This window comes from Coprobacter tertius (assembly GCF_024330105.1).
Taxonomy (GTDB): Bacteria; Bacteroidota; Bacteroidia; order Bacteroidales; family Coprobacteraceae; genus Coprobacter; species Coprobacter tertius.
The window spans coordinates 1-17,532 of the sequence record NZ_JANDHW010000008.1; the positions used below are offsets into that span (position 1 = coordinate 1).

At 38.8% G+C, this 17,532-nt stretch carries 17 protein-coding genes and 1 tRNA gene; 16 read left to right on the plus strand and 2 right to left on the minus strand.

The window, feature by feature from the left end; translation table 11 throughout:
• A partial coding sequence (locus tag NMU02_RS09075) for a hypothetical protein (protein WP_255027520.1) occupies positions 1 to 204 on the plus strand: 204 nt, incomplete at its 5' end.
• Between the two features lie 46 nt (positions 205 to 250).
• On the opposite strand, the gene NMU02_RS09080 is transcribed toward NMU02_RS09075, so the two are convergent.
• Entirely contained in the window at positions 251 to 805 is a 555-nt protein-coding gene (locus NMU02_RS09080) for a DJ-1/PfpI family protein (RefSeq protein WP_255027522.1), read from the minus strand.
• A 238-nt stretch (positions 806 to 1,043) separates the two neighbouring features.
• Between NMU02_RS09080 and sppA the strand changes: the two genes are divergently transcribed.
• The 14 genes from sppA to NMU02_RS09150 all read left to right on the plus strand — a co-directional run bounded on the left by sppA (position 1,044) and on the right by NMU02_RS09150 (position 14,633).
• Entirely contained in the window at positions 1,044 to 2,798 is a 1,755-nt protein-coding gene (gene sppA, locus NMU02_RS09085) for a signal peptide peptidase SppA (protein WP_255027523.1), read from the plus strand.
• 18 nt (positions 2,799 to 2,816) lie between these two features.
• Positions 2,817 to 3,920 carry a tetraacyldisaccharide 4'-kinase gene (gene lpxK, locus NMU02_RS09090; RefSeq protein ID WP_255027524.1) on the plus strand — a complete coding sequence of 368 codons (1,104 nt, stop codon included), beginning with the start codon at positions 2,817 to 2,819 and terminating at the stop codon, positions 3,918 to 3,920.
• A gap of 75 nt (positions 3,921 to 3,995) precedes the next feature.
• The gene (locus NMU02_RS09095) at positions 3,996 to 4,808 is read left to right on the plus strand and encodes a purine-nucleoside phosphorylase (RefSeq protein WP_255027525.1); all 813 of its coding nucleotides are present in this window, start codon (positions 3,996 to 3,998) and stop codon (positions 4,806 to 4,808) included.
• Positions 4,809 to 4,907: 99 nt separating this feature from the next.
• The gene (gene thiL / locus NMU02_RS09100) at positions 4,908 to 5,945 is read left to right on the plus strand and encodes a thiamine-phosphate kinase (protein WP_255027526.1); all 1,038 of its coding nucleotides are present in this window, start codon (positions 4,908 to 4,910) and stop codon (positions 5,943 to 5,945) included.
• Positions 5,946 to 6,018: 73 nt separating this feature from the next.
• Positions 6,019 to 6,091: transfer RNA gene (locus tag NMU02_RS09105), tRNA-Phe, on the plus strand.
• Positions 6,092 to 7,245: 1,154 nt separating this feature from the next.
• Positions 7,246 to 7,935 carry a hypothetical protein gene (locus tag NMU02_RS09110; RefSeq protein WP_255027527.1) on the plus strand — a complete coding sequence of 230 codons (690 nt, stop codon included), beginning with the start codon at positions 7,246 to 7,248 and terminating at the stop codon, positions 7,933 to 7,935.
• 15 nt (positions 7,936 to 7,950) lie between these two features.
• A complete protein-coding gene (locus NMU02_RS09115; protein WP_255027528.1) occupies positions 7,951 to 8,436 on the plus strand; it encodes a hypothetical protein in 486 nt (161 codons plus the stop codon).
• On the plus strand, positions 8,423 to 10,012 hold the full coding sequence (locus tag NMU02_RS09120; protein WP_255027529.1) for an ankyrin repeat domain-containing protein: 1,590 nt from the start codon (positions 8,423 to 8,425) through the stop codon (positions 10,010 to 10,012). Before NMU02_RS09115 ends, NMU02_RS09120 begins: the two co-directional genes overlap by 14 nt.
• Positions 10,013 to 10,019: 7 nt before the next feature.
• Positions 10,020 to 10,994, plus strand: a complete 975-nt coding sequence (locus NMU02_RS09125; protein WP_255027530.1) for an ankyrin repeat domain-containing protein — start codon at positions 10,020 to 10,022, stop codon at positions 10,992 to 10,994.
• Positions 10,995 to 11,030: 36 nt separating this feature from the next.
• Positions 11,031 to 12,014, plus strand: a complete 984-nt coding sequence (locus NMU02_RS09130; protein ID WP_255027531.1) for a DUF1266 domain-containing protein — start codon at positions 11,031 to 11,033, stop codon at positions 12,012 to 12,014.
• 24 nt (positions 12,015 to 12,038) lie between these two features.
• Positions 12,039 to 12,773 (plus strand): hypothetical protein, encoded by a 735-nt coding sequence (locus NMU02_RS09135; RefSeq protein WP_255027532.1) that lies wholly within the window; start codon positions 12,039 to 12,041, stop codon positions 12,771 to 12,773.
• 347 nt (positions 12,774 to 13,120) lie between these two features.
• On the plus strand, positions 13,121 to 13,675 hold the full coding sequence (locus NMU02_RS09140; RefSeq protein ID WP_255027533.1) for a hypothetical protein: 555 nt from the start codon (positions 13,121 to 13,123) through the stop codon (positions 13,673 to 13,675).
• A 32-nt stretch (positions 13,676 to 13,707) separates the two neighbouring features.
• The gene (locus tag NMU02_RS09145) at positions 13,708 to 13,968 is read left to right on the plus strand and encodes an Imm17 family immunity protein (RefSeq protein ID WP_255027534.1); all 261 of its coding nucleotides are present in this window, start codon (positions 13,708 to 13,710) and stop codon (positions 13,966 to 13,968) included.
• Positions 13,969 to 13,994: 26 nt separating this feature from the next.
• Positions 13,995 to 14,633 (plus strand): hypothetical protein, encoded by a 639-nt coding sequence (locus tag NMU02_RS09150; RefSeq protein WP_255027535.1) that lies wholly within the window; start codon positions 13,995 to 13,997, stop codon positions 14,631 to 14,633.
• Between the two features lie 414 nt (positions 14,634 to 15,047).
• Here the strand turns inward: NMU02_RS09150 and NMU02_RS09155 are convergent, their stop codons facing one another.
• Positions 15,048 to 15,965, minus strand: coding sequence for an AraC family transcriptional regulator (locus tag NMU02_RS09155; RefSeq protein ID WP_255027536.1), 918 nt, complete (start codon positions 15,963 to 15,965; stop codon positions 15,048 to 15,050).
• 427 nt (positions 15,966 to 16,392) lie between these two features.
• On the opposite strand from NMU02_RS09155, the gene NMU02_RS09160 reads away from it, so the two are divergent.
• Complete coding sequence (locus NMU02_RS09160) at positions 16,393 to 17,472, plus strand: NAD(P)H-dependent flavin oxidoreductase (RefSeq protein WP_255027537.1); 1,080 nt, start codon at positions 16,393 to 16,395, stop codon at positions 17,470 to 17,472.
• Positions 17,473 to 17,532: the final 60 nt, after the last annotated feature.

The window sequence follows — 17,532 nt, forward strand, 5'->3', positions numbered from 1 at the left end:
AATACTTTTTTAATTCCACCTCCAAATTTTTTCAGACTTTTTTTCAAACTTTTTTTCAATCTGTACCTGTTCTCAATTATTGAGCCTGATATCGCTTTGGATGTGCAAAAATATAACTTTTCTCTGATTAGTCATATTGATTTTGAAGTATTTTTTACAAATAAATTTCATTTACCTAATAATCAAAGCAATAAAAAACGGTGATAAATTATATTATCACCGTTTAAATAAAATAAAACTATTTATCAAATCAGCCCATAATTAAAAGTAGTTCTTTCGATACTTTATCGGCTGTATTCTTATCCGTCAACATAGAAACGATTCCTATTCCGAATTTAAACGAATCTCCAGCTCCGCGTCCTGTAATTACATTATCTTGTATCTCGATAGGTAATCCGGTATAAGTAGCACCTTGTAAAAAATGCATATAGGCCGGTAATGCCGTAGCATTTTTTTCATTTAAAATATCCAATTCTCCCAAAATGGAAGGAGCCTCCCCTATCGCTCCCACATAATGTCCCTGATTATAATGGTTGAGCAGATTCATTTTAAAATCGTCATTCATGAAAAGATTTTTAGTACCTTCCACTCCTCCCGGGATAATATAAAAATCAACATCATCGAACTTAGCTTTTTCATACAACTCATCAGCTATTACCGTTATACCATGTTCTCCGGTCACCTCTTTTTCTCCGCTCATCGAAATTAGTTTAAACGGAATTCCGGCACGACGTAATATATCAGCAACCGAAATAGCCTCTATCTCCTCGAACCCTTTAGCTAAAAATAAAAATGAAGTTTTCATAATCGGACCATATTAATGTTTTAATTACATCTACAACACTACGGCCTAAAAGATTGTTTTTATAGAACATCTTCTTTAAACTCAGAAAAAAGGAAGTTTAACATCGCCAACCATCGTATTTTGCATGTATAAAACGGATAATTAAGTAAAAAGGACAATCATGTCGAAAATAAAATATATATTTGCTATAGTTTGTACAATATTTTGTTTATATTAAATTATCGCAATATTTTCTGTTATGAAAGATTTTTTTAAAAGCATGTTTGCCTGTATACTCGGAGTATTCGTCTCGGGATTTTTAATCATTTTCATAGGAATCAGTTTACTTATCGGGGCTATTTCGTTTACCTCTACACCTACCTATACCGATCGGCCTAATACTGTACTTTATCTGAAACTCGAAGGCACATTGCAAGAACGTACCAAAGAAGATCCTTTAGCTTTCTTCGATGAAAACACTTATATAACTCCCGGGCTCGACGATATATTAAAAGCTATAAAAATCGCACAAGTAAATCCCAATATATCAGGAATATACATCGAAGCAAACGGATTCTCGGGAGGATATGCCTCGATCGACGAAATAAGACAAGCATTAAAACGATTTAAAACAAGCGGAAAATTTATCATTGCTTACGGGGATAATTACACTCAACCCGAATATTACCTGGCAGCTGCAGCCGACAGCATATTTCTGAATCCTGTTGGTATGCTCGACTTCAAAGGGTTAGCTTCTGAACGCATATTTTTTAAAAATACATTAGATAAAGTCGGTGTAAAAATACAAGTTTTTAAAGTCGGAACTTTTAAGTCGGCGGTAGAACCCTATATCTCTACCCAAATGAGCGATGCCAATAAACAACAAACGAATATTTATTTAAGATCGATTTGGTCACATGTAGTAAAGGGAATATCAGCCGACAGAAAATTGGCAGTATATACATTGAACAATTACGCCGATTCGCTAATCCTAATGCAAGACGGAAAACAGCTATTACAAGAAGGTCTGATCGACGGCCTATCTTACAGAACCGATATAGAGCAGAAACTTGCCGACTTAGCCGGTGTAAATTCGATAGATGACCTAAATATAGCAACTGTACCCGATATCGTTACTCTAAAAAAATACGAAAACAACAGCAAAAATAAAATTGCCGTTCTATATGCGACAGGTGAAATCGACGGTATAAATTCGACTGAAGAAGGGATCGACTCACAAAAACTGGTGTCGGAAATGAAAAAAATACAAGACGACGCTTCGATAGTGGGAGTTGTCTTACGAGTAAATTCCCCGGGAGGTAGCGCTTTCGGATCAGAGCAACTTTGGGCCGCAGTAAACCGATTAAGAAAAGTAAAACCAGTAGCTGTTTCTATGGGTGATTATGCAGCTTCAGGCGGATATTATATATCATGCGATGCCGATCGTATCTTTGCCGACCCCGCTACACTTACAGGATCGATCGGCATTTTCGGATTGGTTCCCGATGCATCTGAGTTACTTACCGACAAATTAGGTTTGACATTCGACGGAGTACAAACCAATCGATACGGAAATTTTCCGGTAATAAACCGTCCTATGAATAATATAGAAAAAAAACGTATGCAAGAGTACGTAGAGCGTGGGTACAACCTTTTTATAAAACGCTGTGCCGAGGGGCGTAAAAAACAAGAAACCGCAATACGAAATATCGCAGAAGGACGAGTATGGGCCGGAGCCGATGCATTACATATTGGTCTGGTAGATCAGTTAGGCAGTCTATCAGACGCTGTTAAATGGATTGCTAAAAAAGCCTCGGTCACCGATTATAAACGAGTTGATTTTCCGGCAAAAAAGAATATCTATGAAGAATTCATCAAACAACTTACAACAACAGTTTCGACCAGAGTGACTCGGTCTGTTCTCGGCGAAAACTACCGTTATTACATGGCATTAAAAAAAATACAGCATATCGACCCGATACAAACAAGATGTGAAGATATTACAATAGAATAACAATAATCACAAACCGCTATGAATGAGGAAAATACGGTAAAAATACACAAATGGCTCTTACCCTTTGCCGCTCTTTACGGAACCGGAGTTAGATTAAGAAATCGGCTTTTCGACTGGGAAATACTTTCCAGCGAGAATTTTCCGGTACCGGTTATTTCTGTCGGTAATATCACCGTAGGAGGTACCGGCAAAACCCCACATACCGAATATCTCATTCATTTACTCTCACCTAAATATAAAATTGCAATACTCAGTAGAGGATATAAACGCAAAACAAAAGGATTCAGAATTGCCGATGACCGATCCACGTCTATAGAGATAGGTGACGAACCCTTTCAAATGAAACGAAAATTCCCAAATGTAGTCGTTGCAGTCGACGCTAATCGCAGAAGAGGTATAAACAAACTGCTCGAGTTATATCCCGATATAGAAGTAATATTACTCGACGATGCTTTCCAACACCGGTATGTAACCCCATCGACATCGATATTACTCACCGACTTCAATCGGCTGATATACGAAGATAAACTATTACCAGCCGGCCGTTTGCGTGAACCCATATCCGGAAAAAACCGGGCAAGTATCGTTATCGTTACCAAATGTCCCAAAGGAATAAAACCGATAGATTTCAGAATTATTACCAAGCACTTGCAACTTTTTCCTTATCAGCGATTATATTTTTCCACCTTTGCTTATGGAGAAATCATACCCTTGTTCAACGGGCCCGAACGTACATTAGACTCCCTGTCTTGTCATCATAATGTACTTATTGTTTCGGGAATAGCCTCACCCGAAACTTTCGAACAAAAAATAAAAGCTACCTGTACGCATGCCCGATCGATTGCATTTGGCGACCACCATAATTTTACGGCAAAAGACATCGCATATATCAAGACGATTTCTGAAAAAGAAAATGAAGCCCCCGTCATCATCGTGACCGAAAAAGATGCAGCAAGGCTTATACATCAAAAAGATATAGACGAACGACTCCGTAAATCGATATATTATCTTCCCTTAAAAGTACAATTTCTGCAAGGACAGGGAATAGAGTTCGACCATCATATATTCGATACCGTTATGAAAAATAGCCGTAATTACATTCCCCGCACCACCGAAAAATAGAACTGTACCATTATTAGTTTTTCCTATAAATTTTTTTTATATTTGTAGTAAAAGGAATTCCTAAAAAACTCGATTATGTTAGAAAAAATCAGACAAACAGCTGCCTTTCTGAAAGATCAGCTTCCCAAAATGCCCGAAACCGCAATCATTCTCGGTACAGGATTGGGAGAATTGGTAAACCACATTGCCATAGAAAAAGAAATACCCTACAAAGACATTCCCAATTTTCCCGTTTCGACTGTAGAAGGACACAGCGGTAAATTGATATTCGGGAAACTGGGATCGAAAGACATCATGGCTATGCAGGGAAGATTCCATTTTTATGAAGGTTATGACATGAAACAAGTGACCTTCCCGGTACGAGTAATGAAAGAAATAGGCATAAAAACGTTGTTCCTTTCGAATGCAGCCGGTGGAATGAATCCCGATTTCGCGATCGGTGATCTGATGATCATACGTGATCATATAAATCTGTTCCCGGAACATCCTTTACGAGGAAAAAATTTCGAAGAACTAGGAGTACGTTTTCCCGATATGAGCGAAGCATACTCTAAAGAATTGATAAAAAAAGCCTTGAAAATCGCAGATGAAAACAACATTAAGGTACAACAAGGTGTTTATGTAGGTACACAAGGCCCTACATTCGAGACTCCGGCAGAATACCGGTATTTTCATATAATAGGCGGTGATGCGGTAGGGATGTCGACCGTACCCGAAGTTATCGTAGCTCGCCATAGTGGAATAAATGTTTTCGCTATTTCTGTAATTACCGATTTGGGAGTAGAAGGTATAGTCGAAAAAGTATCTCATGAAGAAGTACAAAAAGCTGCCGCCTCCGCACAACCCAAAATGACACTAATTATGAAGAAACTGGTAGAAACATTCTGATAAATGCATTGTTTCACCACCCGATAAAATAAAAAGTAACGCATATTTTCTCTAAAACAAGACTATGCGTTACTTTTGTTGTAAAATAATAAGCATATTATGGAAGAGAAGAAGAGAACAGAAATAGCAACTTTAGGAGAATTCGGATTGATAAAGCACCTTACCGAAAACTTAGAATCGAAGAACGAATCTACCTTGAAAGGAGTGGGTGATGACGCCGCCGTACTTGAGTACAAAGACAAAAAAACACTCGTCACTACTGACCTTCTGCTTGAAGGCGTACATTTCGATCTTACTTACGTACCTCTGAAACACCTCGGATATAAATCGGCCGTCGTAAATTTTTCTGACATATATGCTATGAACGGACAACCGAAACAAATCACCGTATCTTTGGGTATTTCAAAACGATTTTCGATAGAAGACCTTGAAGAATTCTATGCCGGTCTGCGACTTGCCTGTGAAGTTTACGGAGTAGATATTGTAGGAGGCGACACCTCGGCATCTATGACAGGACTTACCATAAGCATAACTTGCATTGGCGAAGCCGATACCGATAAAATCGTTTACCGGAACGGTGCACGTGAAAATGACTTGATCTGTGTCAGCGGCGATTTCGGAGCAGCATATATGGGACTTCAATTACTCGAGCGAGAGAAAAAAGTTTTCGCGGGAGAGTCAGACTTCCAACCGGCATTCGAAGGAAAAGAATACCTGCTCGAACGCCAACTTAAACCAGAAGCAAGGAAAGATATTATTAAAGAACTCTCAGATAGAAATATCGTACCTACTGCCATGATGGACGTCTCTGACGGGCTTTCTTCGGAATTATTGCATATTTGCAATCAAAGCCATACCGGCTGCCGCATATACGAAGAAAGAATACCTATCGATTACCAAACAGCCTCAATGGCCGAAGAATTCAATATAAATCTCGTTACAGTAGCACTGAATGGCGGAGAAGATTACGAACTTCTTTTTACCGTCCCCCTCACCTTACACGACGAAGTAATTACAATTCCGGGAGTACGTGTGATCGGACATATAACCAACCCCTCTTTGGGAGCCGGTATGATCACCCGAGACGGTACTGAAATTGCTCTGAAAGCGCAAGGATGGAACTCCCTGAATGACTAAAAGGATTATTTTATAAGCAAAAATTTTGCAAATTAAAAAATATAACTACCTTTGCAGTCGCAAAACGCACGATGGTGCCATAGCTCAGTTGGTAGAGCAAAGGACTGAAAATCCTTGTGTCCCCGGTTCGATTCCTGGTGGCACCACATCAAAAGAAAGAAAATCAATGTAAATCCCTGATAATCAATGATTGTCAGGGATTTCTTTTTTTATCTTACCTGCCATTTTAAAGCGTTTCAAAGCATCTTTCACGTGCTTATTCGTGGGAGTAAAACGAGAAGCGAAAAAGCCCCACGAATAAGACATTATATCACTATTATTCAACATTTTGCATCTTTGCTTTCTGTGTCTGATTTTGTATGTTTAACGCCTTTTTAAATCGGACAGTATGAAAAGAAAAACATTCAACATTTTATTTTTTATTAAAAGAACTCGTTTGCTGAAAAACGGAGAAGTATCTATATTGTATGAGGATTACAATCGACGGACAGATTATAGAATTGCAGATTAAATGAAGTGTGAAGCCTAATTTGTGGTCGCAGGCTGGTGGTGGTTGTATCGGAAAAGATAGAATATCATTAGAAATAAACCGTTATTTGGAGGAGTGTGTTATTATAGATGATTAATTCCAAAACTCGTAATAAACGATATACGACTATCATTATACACAACAAATCTGCTCTTAAAAAATCCATCAATTAATTTAGCCAATCTCTTATTATCTTTTTCCTCAATTTTACATATTATAATCTATCAATTATTTAAGCTGCCTGTTTTTTGCGATAAAACAGATTTAGAGCTTGCGAAGAAAAAAAAGTTCCATTTAGTTGCCTAAATAGTGAGAAAAGACTATTTTTATACCGAATTATATAGTTTATAATATCATATTTATATATAATTATTTGATTATTAGCATTATATATTCATATATATAATATATTTATATTCTATAAAATAGAATAAAGAGAGGATAATACTTGCTTTTTCAATACAACGGAGGAAAAAGTACGTAGGGGTAATATTCTACTACTAAAGGTATGAGCCAAAACGCAGCTACTATAAAGCGCACCGGATTAAAAGAGAAGCAAGAAAGATAAATACACACTGCTATAGAAACCGCAAACTGGCAATTTGTTAAAGACAATTACCATAAGACTATAGAAGTTACTCTATATTCAACACGACAACTCTGATAAATAGATCATTTTTGAAATTAATTATTTTGACTCATAAAACCAGGTTTGACGGATTTAGGACTTTATTTAACTAAAAACAATTTATAAATTAACAATCTTATCGTATGAAAATGAATTTATTAAAAAATCTATTTGTAATTACTTTTACGACAGTTACAATCACCTCTTGTTCATTGGGTGGAAAGGACCTTGCAATGGCTTCTGACGAAGGAATGGAAAAAATTAAGGAACTTGTAAAAACCAATATAAATACTGAAGAATGCAAAATCTACAGCCTTGAATGGTCTGAAGATTCCAAAGATCACAAACTAGAGAATATCTTAAGCGAAATCAATGTGAGATACATAGACAAAGATAATAATGATTATGACTTGACTATTAATTACACGGATGGTAAATTTATGCCAGAAGAGCCCCAAAAGAGAAAATCAATCAATTATTCTTACCAATACACAACACCTCTCGACCTAAACTTATTGAATGCCGAAGAAATCATCAAAAAAACCTCAGCAGGTGTAGAACTGGTAGCAGCCCAGGAAGATGGAGGGCAATATGAGTTTAAATCGATAGAAAAATATAGATTTTATATCACTCCTGTACTCAAAAAATACGAACAACATTGGAAAAACTGGAGTGATGAAAGAAAGAGAGATTACCATATAGTGCAACAGTCATTCGAATTAAACTTTGTCAGAAAAGACGAACACCCTGAAGTCAAAGGCCGAAAGGTATGGACTAATTACTATACAGTTCCGTTTGCCATGAACGAAAAAGGAAATGTAGAAATAAAATAATAATAAGACTCTCTGATGGGACTGTTAGACGACAAAAAAGAGATGACAAACGAGGACATGGGGCACCTGTTTAATGCCGGGATGACTTATCTGACTCATAAAGCATTTTCCCTTGCCTATTTATGTTTTGACAAAATAGTAAGAAAAGACTCCGCACTATTGTTTAACAAAGCACTCTGTTGGTTTGAAATCGGACAATACGAGAAATGCTATGAACAGTTGAGAGAAGCTGAACTGTCGTTACCCAAAGAACCGATAGACAAGACAGAAAAACTTCCGCCACCTTTTGAGCAATGGGAATATAAAGAAAGTTCTCCATTTTGTCCGATGCCACAAGAAGCTCTGCCCACTCAAGCGATCACACAACTCATGCGGCTAAAGGCAGAGAGTGCATTTCGGCTGCGCCTGTATAGTGAGGTGAGAAGAATATCATCTATTCTCGGCGGTAAATACAATCATCTTAATGAACTCGTAAAACAGATAGATAATGGTAACTTGTGATAGAATATTGGAACTGTATCGGTATCGCGAACCGGAAAGCAAAATAATTGACGCTTTCAGAGAGATTGCAGTTGATAACAGAGATAAAACTTATGGAAATCGCACTCCACTTCATCTCGCCTGTGAATTTGCTGATGATAGAGCTGTCCGCATACTCCTCGAACGTGGCGCAGATTTCAATGCCAAGAACAATGAAGGAAACACTCCGCTGTGCATTCTCGGAATGTGCCGGTATGAATTTGCTGATGAGGAAAAGATAGGCGAGGCTGCCAAACTACTGCTTGCAGCCGGAGCCAGTGTTCCCCGTTCGGCAGAAAAAACAACGGCTCTGATAGAGGCTGTCAGAAACAGACACTTCAGCATGGCTGAAGTGATCGTGGATTCCGGTTCGAAGATTGACTCTACAGATATGAATGGAGAAAATGTTCTGCATTTGACCGGAAGGATAGCGGGAGACATATCCTCTGAAATATGCAGAACCGAAGAATATATAGCCTACGTGACAGATGGTAAGTATCCTCAAAAAAAGATAGATGAGACTCAAAAAAAACTCATCATATTACAAAAACAGGAAGAATCTATTTTTAAACTGGCAAAGAAACTGCTGGAAAGCGCATCAATAGATCCGGAGGATAAATCCGATACCGGAAAAACCGCTCTTGATCTTGCCATAGAAGGAGGCTATGCAACGAAAGTCGGCTCCCTACTTTCCGGAAATGATCCTGAAAAAAATGAACTGTACGCCCAAGCAGGTGGTATGGATATCTTTCAGGCACTGTTCTATAAAAACAGAACAGCACTGGACGCACTACTACGTTTGGGAGTAGAATTACAGACCTCCTGCGAACATGAGAATATGTCCCACTTATTCGGAAGAATATCTCCGTTATCCTGCGCCCTTGCAAGCTCCAATTTCGAAGCAGCAGAGATGATTCTCAATGCCGGAGCTGATCCTGACTATCGTATGCCCGATGAGCGAACAGCTTTTGCTGTATGGGTAGGAAATAATAAGTCGTCAGGAAATGAAGAGCAGTATCTACGTATCCTGGAACTAATGACGCAATGTGGCTGGAATCATGAACTTTCCGTTGATAAGGCAGGAAATACCGCACTTTCATTTGCGTGCAGTTACGTCAGTGGCGGACCGGGAAAAGCTGCCATTCAATATCTTCTAAAAAACGGAGCGGAAACAAATATTGTTAATTTATGCGGACAGACACCTCTGATGATTTTGTACGGTGGACGCTATTGGGATGGCTATATTCCGATCCTGCCGACCCTGCCACGCTCTTATCCATACGGGCTGAAACATTGCGGTAGTGACGAGGCAGAGATCCTTGAAATACTGCTTGAAGCTGGAGCTGATTCGTCCGGGAAAGACAACTGGGGCAACACCCTGCTGCATTACATAGCGGCAGGATGTAATGAAACAGAATCAAAAAAAGCAACAGAGATTCTGCTTGACTTCGTTCTTCCTGATGTCGATGCCGTGAACAATGAAGGCCTTACAGCCATAGATATAGCGACGGCTAAAAACAATGAAGCATTAGTGAAATTCCTATTGAAAAACTTATAAAAAGCATATGGACAACAATCTGACATTTCTCAATGCCTGCCGTAACGGACAGAAAAGCATTATCGGAATATTTCTGAAAAAAGGAGGGATTGACGTGAACAAGCGTGATGCAGAAGGTAATACTCCGTTGCATTATGCCTGCCTCAAAGGTTTTAGAGATATCGTTAATCTCCTCCTTGACAGCAATGCCGACATTTCGGTTATAAACAACGTTTCAGAAACCCCGTTACATGCAGCCGCCAAGAATGGCAACAAGGAGATTATCGGAAAACTCGTTCAATATGGAGCAGACCCGAATGCTACAGATAATGAAGGGCGTTCACCGCTAATCCGCCTCCTCGACAACAGGCGAACCGATGCGGCTTTATTTCTGATAGACCAAGGCGCAGACACGGAACTTACAGACAGTTCTGGGCACAAAGCGATAGACTACGCCACCGCACATGGATTGAGAGAGGTTGTCACTCGTCTTTCTGTGGAAGGCATTAGTGACTCACAGGGCAATACGCCTCTCCACCAGGCTGTATATAACGGACAGGGTGAAATTATCCGCACCTTGCTTGCCACTACAGCCGGCATGCTGGATACAACGAATGATGACGGAGAAACCCCTCTGATTATAGCCTGTATGAAAGGAAATCTCATGGTTGCTAAACTACTGATAGATGCAGGTGCAGATGTGGATAAAGCCCTTTTAAACGGAACCAGACCACTACACTTTGCCGCATGGTCGGGCAATAAGTTCATCGGTCAGGCTCTGATGAAAGCCGGAGCACAAATCGATGCTCAAAATGAAAAAGGAGAGACTCCTCTCATTCTTGCTGCAAAAGAAGGTAATAATGAATTTGTCGGGGTACTTGTAGAACATCTTACTAACGTGAATCTGGCGGATAACTTCCAGCATACGGCTTTATATTATGCCAGTGAACGCGGCTATAACGAAATTGTAGAAATCCTGTTAATGGCAGGAGCCGAAGGATAGCTTATAAACATTTAATATTATTAATACTTCAATTATATGTCAAAACAAAAAGAAACACCTCAAAATCTCGAGGAAATGGTAAAAACCGCACAAGAAGCTGCAGTAAAAGAAGCAATAGAACAAGCACAGGCAATATACGGAAGCATTCCGGGACTACAAATGCCGGATATGGGAAATATGCAGGAACAAATTATGGCTCAAATGAAAACCGATGTTTCCAATATCGATGAAATACAGGCACAACAAGCGGCAATTATGAAAGCCGCAGGAATTGACATAGAGACTATAGCAAGCCAGTCAATGGAATATGCCCATCAGGTGGCACAGGATCTTAATAATATGAATGAATTTGATGAAGAGTGGACAATCAACAGATCCAACGAGGGAAAACTGAACAAAGAACAACTCCGTTTGCTGGCTTTTGGAGCACCTCTGTTAGTATATAATGATGAAAAAATAGACACCATCGACTGCGAAAGCGACAGTGACACTATTAAATACATACTCAAAGAATGGTGGGATGTGACAGACCATAAAAGTACGGCGGAAATTGTAAAATGGTTGCTCGAGGAAGGAGTTCATGCCGAAGCAGACAACGTATTAGCGGACATTCATAAACGGGGAGTGGAAAATATACCTGCAGAGGAACGCTATGATGAAGAAAACAAAATGGGAGATGCGTGCCTGATCGTAGAAAGCATATTAAAGAACGGCTGGTGTCCTGTCGGGAAATTACCTCAGAGCACCGTTGCATGGGATCTGGTACGTGCCGTGAATTTAGGCCGTTGGGCATACCTTTGTGATTATATCAATGAAGATGAAATGTGGCAGGTGATGCAGATAACAGCAGATACCGCTCAAAAATATTTTTCGTCATGGGAAGAATACGGTCGGAGTTTCGTGATAGGACGAGGCATATGGCACGGTGAACCACAAGACTGTGAATCAGCTCATGAAATAGTTACACTATTGCTGGAGAATGAAGAATCACCCTGGAAACTGGTGAATTGGGAAAAATAATATCAACATTAAAAAATTGAAAGTATGAAGCTATTTACAAATCCAGTATCTGACTGGGAAAACCAAATGACAGAAGAAGAGATCAAGCAACTGGAAACACAAGGTTGCGATGTAACTGAACTGCGGGCTAAGCGGGCTGAACAACAAAAGATAGAAGAAAAAGCCAAACAAGAATGGGAAGAAACACGGGCTGCGTTCCAGAATCCCATAGCTCTCGATAAACTGGATTCTTACACCCGGATCCCCAGAAGTATGGATACTCCGTTTTTCAAAGCGACAGCCGGCAGTCCCCCTTGGTTATTCAAAGATCGTTGGCAAAAGAAATATACGGAAGCACCACTCATATATGCTGCCGTGGTACAAGCTAACACAGCCTTATGGCTCCCCGGCAACAACGAGCATTATCCGGCGGTATTTGTTTTCGCTCTTGATGAAAAGCATATACGTAACAGCGAATGGCTGAAAAAAACCGCAGAAACAATCTATGAACTGCAAGACGCAGACCGTTTACCCGATGATTGTCGTAAGCTGATAGAAACATTGCGTGATGAATCCAGTGCTTTCTGTTTTCGTATCGGAAGTAGCGTTTGTGGTGATGCCGATGCATGGTGTGCCACTTATGAATTCGATAAACAAAGCGATCTACCCCGCAAGGCGTTGCCTTCCGACAGGATAGTGCCTTTCTTGCTTAAATCGGCTCCAGTAGAAAACCAGTTTGTAGACTTCAAACTGATTCCTTCTGAATTTTATATCGGATAATCCAAGACGTGTCACATAATGTAAGAAAAAGGCGAAAGAATCGTTTATGAGCGCAACATCCAAATAGTCCTCAAATAGATATTTATAAACAGAGAAAGATTTTTATCAACTCTCCTCTTTTGCCTTATGTACATAAGATAGGTTGTGACAAATATCGCCTACGTTAAGGAGCCCCACACTGAATTTGGCCCCCATAGCCACCGCCTTGCCGTTGTGTTCTACCGGCGAGGCGGTGCAAAAATTTAAAACAACCAGCTTCCTCAAAAAGCGGCCGGTAATGAAAGTTATAAATAATAATTAATCACCTTCACATAAATATAATTTCGTGAGGATAAATATTAAAAAAAATGGAAACTAACAAAAATCAATTTCCATCTTATCTGGGAGAATTTTATGCAGCAAACCCTGCTAAGTTTAAACATGTAGACGAGAAACTAAAGTCGAAATTGTTCTATGCGATAGCCATCACTTCAATAGCCGTCATAGTGTTTCCCGATTTAATTCCTATATCTGATTTTTGGGTACGTACAGGGGGGATTATAGTAATGATAGTCTTTGCTTTCAAAGGATATATGTGTAGTTCTGACATGGTAAATATTAACAGTGGCGGCAAAATAGAAAAACTGGGATTGAAAAAATTTATGTGCAGTAAAGACGAAGCAGAACCTATTGTCGATGCTTTTATCAATAAGGACTTCGCATATTTGGCAGATCTGCAGAGTGCAGACAGTGCTCCTATACAAATACATTTTGAGGAAGATGTAAAAGGGCAAGAGATTTATTGCCTGCTTACCACATTCGACTCCAATTCCCAATTTGTGGGTCTGGCAGATGTGATTACCCTATCGGGAAGCGAATTTAATAAATTTGAGAACATAATCAGAACGATGTGCAAAAAGTAATATAAAACAGCTATTAAAATATATTTAGTATAATGGAAAAAGAACCGGATTTTTTCACTGATATTACCTCCACAAATGGAGGTTTAATAATTATCGCACTGGGCGTTTTACTTCTTATCGGGGCCATTCGCCGATGGGAGTGGGTTTTCGATATGACAGGACAACGCAACAAGGGATTTAATTTTCTACTTTTTCTATACGACCTGTTTGGCGATAAAGGATTGAGAATAGGAATGATAATTACATCGATCATTTTTATTCTTGGCGGGATTGGAATGATGGTATTTATGTAAGCAATAGTAATCAAATTTAAGAAAAGATGAAACGAATAAAACAAAAGAAAAATATGAATATTCTCCCTCTACCACTACTCACTCTGTTATTATTCTTACTGGCCGGTTGCGGAAGCACATCCGGAACAATGGATACAGAAGAGTCACTGAACATTATTTCCAACTATATCGCTCGTATAGACACCTCGCAATACAAACCCTATGAGTTGCATTGGTATGATGACGATGGTAGTAATCATCTTTCTATGGTCAGTCTAAGTTTAATAGGGAGAAACGATACATGCTATGAATATACGGTACACCGCAGTTACGGTTCGCCCGAACCACAAATCAAGCCGAATTCGCCTCGTACCATTCACAAATTTACATTCGACAATGCCCGGCGAATCAATTTCAACACCGAGCGACCCTTTATACTCTCTAACATCGAGAAAATGAAGAAACAGATCCCCGAAGGAAACGAGTTCCAATCCGTCAGTTATTATGCCATCATCTGTCGTCCTGGTGCCAAGCTTTATCACTCTATTATTCTTAATCTCGACGGCAAAGGTGTCCGTACCCGCCGCATTTCCCGCCGTTCACCTTTGAAAGTGGACTACCGGAAAATGCACGGCATCATGAAAGAGGGAAAAGAACTGGATATAAAGATTGATAAAGTTAAATAAGATAACCATAATTGAAAATAAGAAAAATATAGAAAACAACAAAAGAAGCAGAATCAGCCAGATAAATGATCTAAAAAAAACGATATAGACAATATAATCAGCGAAGAATGCGATACCCATGCAAACTTGCTATTTAGCATTCGAACTAGTGTAAAGAAGGTAAAATCGAGTGTGCAATTGCAGCAATACACCACATCAAAAGACTGAAAATAAAATAATCCCGATAATCACTAATTATCGGGATTATTTTTATTTCACCTATCTTTTAAAACGTTTCAGAACATCTCTTCCAAACTTATTCATGGGAATAAAACGAATGGCGAAAAAGTCTCACCAATATCGCAAATAATAAATAAGCCTAAACAAAGAATACAACCATTATTTATGGGAATATCCTCTGTTTATTCTTATTTTTCACTTAGCAACAACAGGGATACATATATCTATTATCCATTTCTTTTCGGGATGTTCTTCGCTATTGTTCTGATACACCTCAAAAGGCAATCCACAACATTGGCAACCATGTTTTTCAACCAACATATACATACATTGCCAAGCCGTCTGAAATTCATCCCAAGATATTTCAAACCGTCCTACCGCATACTTCCCGCTTTGCAAGGTATAAGCACTAATTTCACCATTTGTTTTTATAGGTTCTTTTACAATCAGGCAAGCATCAGAAATCAGTTTTTCTTCTTCGGTTACATGAGGATTATCATGATAAATGGCTGCCATTTTAAAATCCGGAGAAGCAACCAAACCTCTGGGATATGCCCATTTCATTAGTTTTTCAAATGCCTGTTGCATATTGGTATAGGCTCCATAATGGCGGCAATACACTACATGTGTAGCTTCTAAATGTTTAATTTCGAAATTACAATTCATACTTTTATCTCCTATTTTTAGTATTTTACGCTGACAAAAATAGTGAGAGTATGTACGCTGAGAAGGATTGATTTTGTGTTCTAATTGACGATTCTTGCTGTATTCCTGTCTTATTTTGCGTCGATAATCTTCGGCTGTCACTCCAAAATGTCTCCTAAAATTGCGACAAAATACATTCACCGAATTAAATCCGACTTCAAAAGCTATATTCATAATGGGTTTCAACGGATCACATCCCAAATCGATCGCAGCAAGCTCAAGTCTTCTTCGCATCACGTATTTGGCTAACGATTCGCCCATCATCGAAGAAAATATTCTATGAAAATGATACGAAGATAAACTGGTTAACCGTGCCAATGTCTGTACATCTAATTTTTTGTCTATATTGGCATCAATATAGTCGATAACAATATTAACTTGTTTGGTATATCTATCAAAATCTTGCATCACGCATCAATAATTTTTTCAAAGTTAATTATTCTTCAGAATCTACCATTATCTTACATATACTCATACAAAATACTTATACAAATAATAAAAAATCATACATTAATTTTAAGTATATCTTTTTCTCGACACAACGCAAATAACTATATATCAGCATACTAAATATTAATCTGGCACCTTTTTATTCAAAATCTAAAAGTTTTTAACCGGATAAAATGGGCCGATTATGAAAAACTTCCGAATTAATTGCTTACCTTTGTCACCTGAACAATTAAATTTGTATTGAATCCTTCTTAGCAATGTTTTGCTCCGCTTTTGTTTTGCGGACCTTCCCATCGTCAAAATCGACATCAAAATCAATTTCTTTGTTTGCTAAACCCGTCGCGAAATGTGTATCACAATTTTCGTGACACATTTTAAAATTATAATGAAATCATTTTTTATCGGAAACAAAGAAATCAAATTACCTATTATCCAAGGAGGTATGGGTGTAGGTATTTCTCTTTCGGGATTAGCTTCGGCTGTCGCCAACGAAGGAGGTATAGGTGTAATATCGTGTGCCGGACTGGGATTGCTCTATAAACAATCTTCCGGAAATTATCTCCAAAACTGCATCTGGGGATTAAAAGAAGAAATGCGCAAGGCAAGAGAAAAAAGCAAAGGAGTAATCGGGGTTAATATTATGGTAGCCTTATCGAACTTCGCAGACATGGTTAAAACCGCAATTGCCGAAAAAACCGATATAATTTTTGCCGGAGCCGGACTCCCTCTCGACCTTCCGTCTTACCTTACTCCCAATAGCAAAACCCTATTGGCCCCCATTGTTTCCTCTGCACGAGCAGCCAAAGTTATTTGCGAAAAATGGAAATCCACTTATAATTATCTGCCGGATATGATCGTCGTAGAAGGACCTAAAGCAGGAGGCCATTTGGGATTTAAAAAAGACCAGATTGAAGACGATAGTCACTCACTCGAGCATCTGATTCCTGAAATAGTCGCCATTGTATCAGAATACAGTGATAAAAAAGAAATTCCAGTAGTTGCCGCCGGAGGTATTGCCACCGGAAAAGACATGCTTCGATTTATGGAACTGGGCGCCACAGCCGTTCAGATGGGAAGTATTTTTGTACCGACTTATGAATGCGATGCCGCACAAGCCTTCAAGCAAGTGTATATCGATTCAAACAAAAATGATACAATGATTATAGAAAGCCCTGTGGGTATGCCTGGCCGAGCATTTAACGGTGAGTTTATACTTCGAGTAAACGAAGGGAATGAAATACCGAGAAACTGTTCGTTTCATTGCATTAAAACCTGTGATTACACTAAAAGCCCTTATTGTATTATAAAAGCCTTGTACAATGCCGCCCGAGGAAACATGAAAAAGGGATACGCTTTTGCCGGAGCCAACGCTTATCTGGCTCAGAAAATAAGCAGCGTAAAAGAGGTAATGGAGACTTTAATGAATGAATTTATAATTGCAAAGTCAAAACTAAACAGATTATAATAAATACTACCATTCTATTTTATATCGCAGATCATACCTTCCAACCTCTCACAAGGTATT

Bases quoted from the DNA above. Each gene is read 5' to 3' on its own strand.
- NMU02_RS09080 (WP_255027522.1), bottom strand. From the start codon at position 805: ATGAAAACTTCATTTTTATTTTTAGCTAAAGGGTTCGAGGAGATAGAG.
- sppA (WP_255027523.1), top strand. From the start codon at position 1,044: ATGAAAGATTTTTTTAAAAGCATGTTTGCCTGTATACTCGGAGTATTC.
- lpxK (WP_255027524.1), top strand. From the start codon at position 2,817: ATGAATGAGGAAAATACGGTAAAAATACACAAATGGCTCTTACCCTTT.
- NMU02_RS09095 (WP_255027525.1), top strand. From the start codon at position 3,996: ATGTTAGAAAAAATCAGACAAACAGCTGCCTTTCTGAAAGATCAGCTT.
- thiL (WP_255027526.1), top strand. From the start codon at position 4,908: ATGGAAGAGAAGAAGAGAACAGAAATAGCAACTTTAGGAGAATTCGGA.
- NMU02_RS09110 (WP_255027527.1), top strand. From the start codon at position 7,246: ATGAAAATGAATTTATTAAAAAATCTATTTGTAATTACTTTTACGACA.
- NMU02_RS09115 (WP_255027528.1), top strand. From the start codon at position 7,951: ATGGGACTGTTAGACGACAAAAAAGAGATGACAAACGAGGACATGGGG.
- NMU02_RS09120 (WP_255027529.1), top strand. From the start codon at position 8,423: ATGGTAACTTGTGATAGAATATTGGAACTGTATCGGTATCGCGAACCG.
- NMU02_RS09125 (WP_255027530.1), top strand. From the start codon at position 10,020: ATGGACAACAATCTGACATTTCTCAATGCCTGCCGTAACGGACAGAAA.
- NMU02_RS09130 (WP_255027531.1), top strand. From the start codon at position 11,031: ATGTCAAAACAAAAAGAAACACCTCAAAATCTCGAGGAAATGGTAAAA.
- NMU02_RS09135 (WP_255027532.1), top strand. From the start codon at position 12,039: ATGAAGCTATTTACAAATCCAGTATCTGACTGGGAAAACCAAATGACA.
- NMU02_RS09140 (WP_255027533.1), top strand. From the start codon at position 13,121: ATGGAAACTAACAAAAATCAATTTCCATCTTATCTGGGAGAATTTTAT.
- NMU02_RS09145 (WP_255027534.1), top strand. From the start codon at position 13,708: ATGGAAAAAGAACCGGATTTTTTCACTGATATTACCTCCACAAATGGA.
- NMU02_RS09150 (WP_255027535.1), top strand. From the start codon at position 13,995: ATGAAACGAATAAAACAAAAGAAAAATATGAATATTCTCCCTCTACCA.
- NMU02_RS09155 (WP_255027536.1), bottom strand. From the start codon at position 15,965: ATGCAAGATTTTGATAGATATACCAAACAAGTTAATATTGTTATCGAC.
- NMU02_RS09160 (WP_255027537.1), top strand. From the start codon at position 16,393: ATGAAATCATTTTTTATCGGAAACAAAGAAATCAAATTACCTATTATC.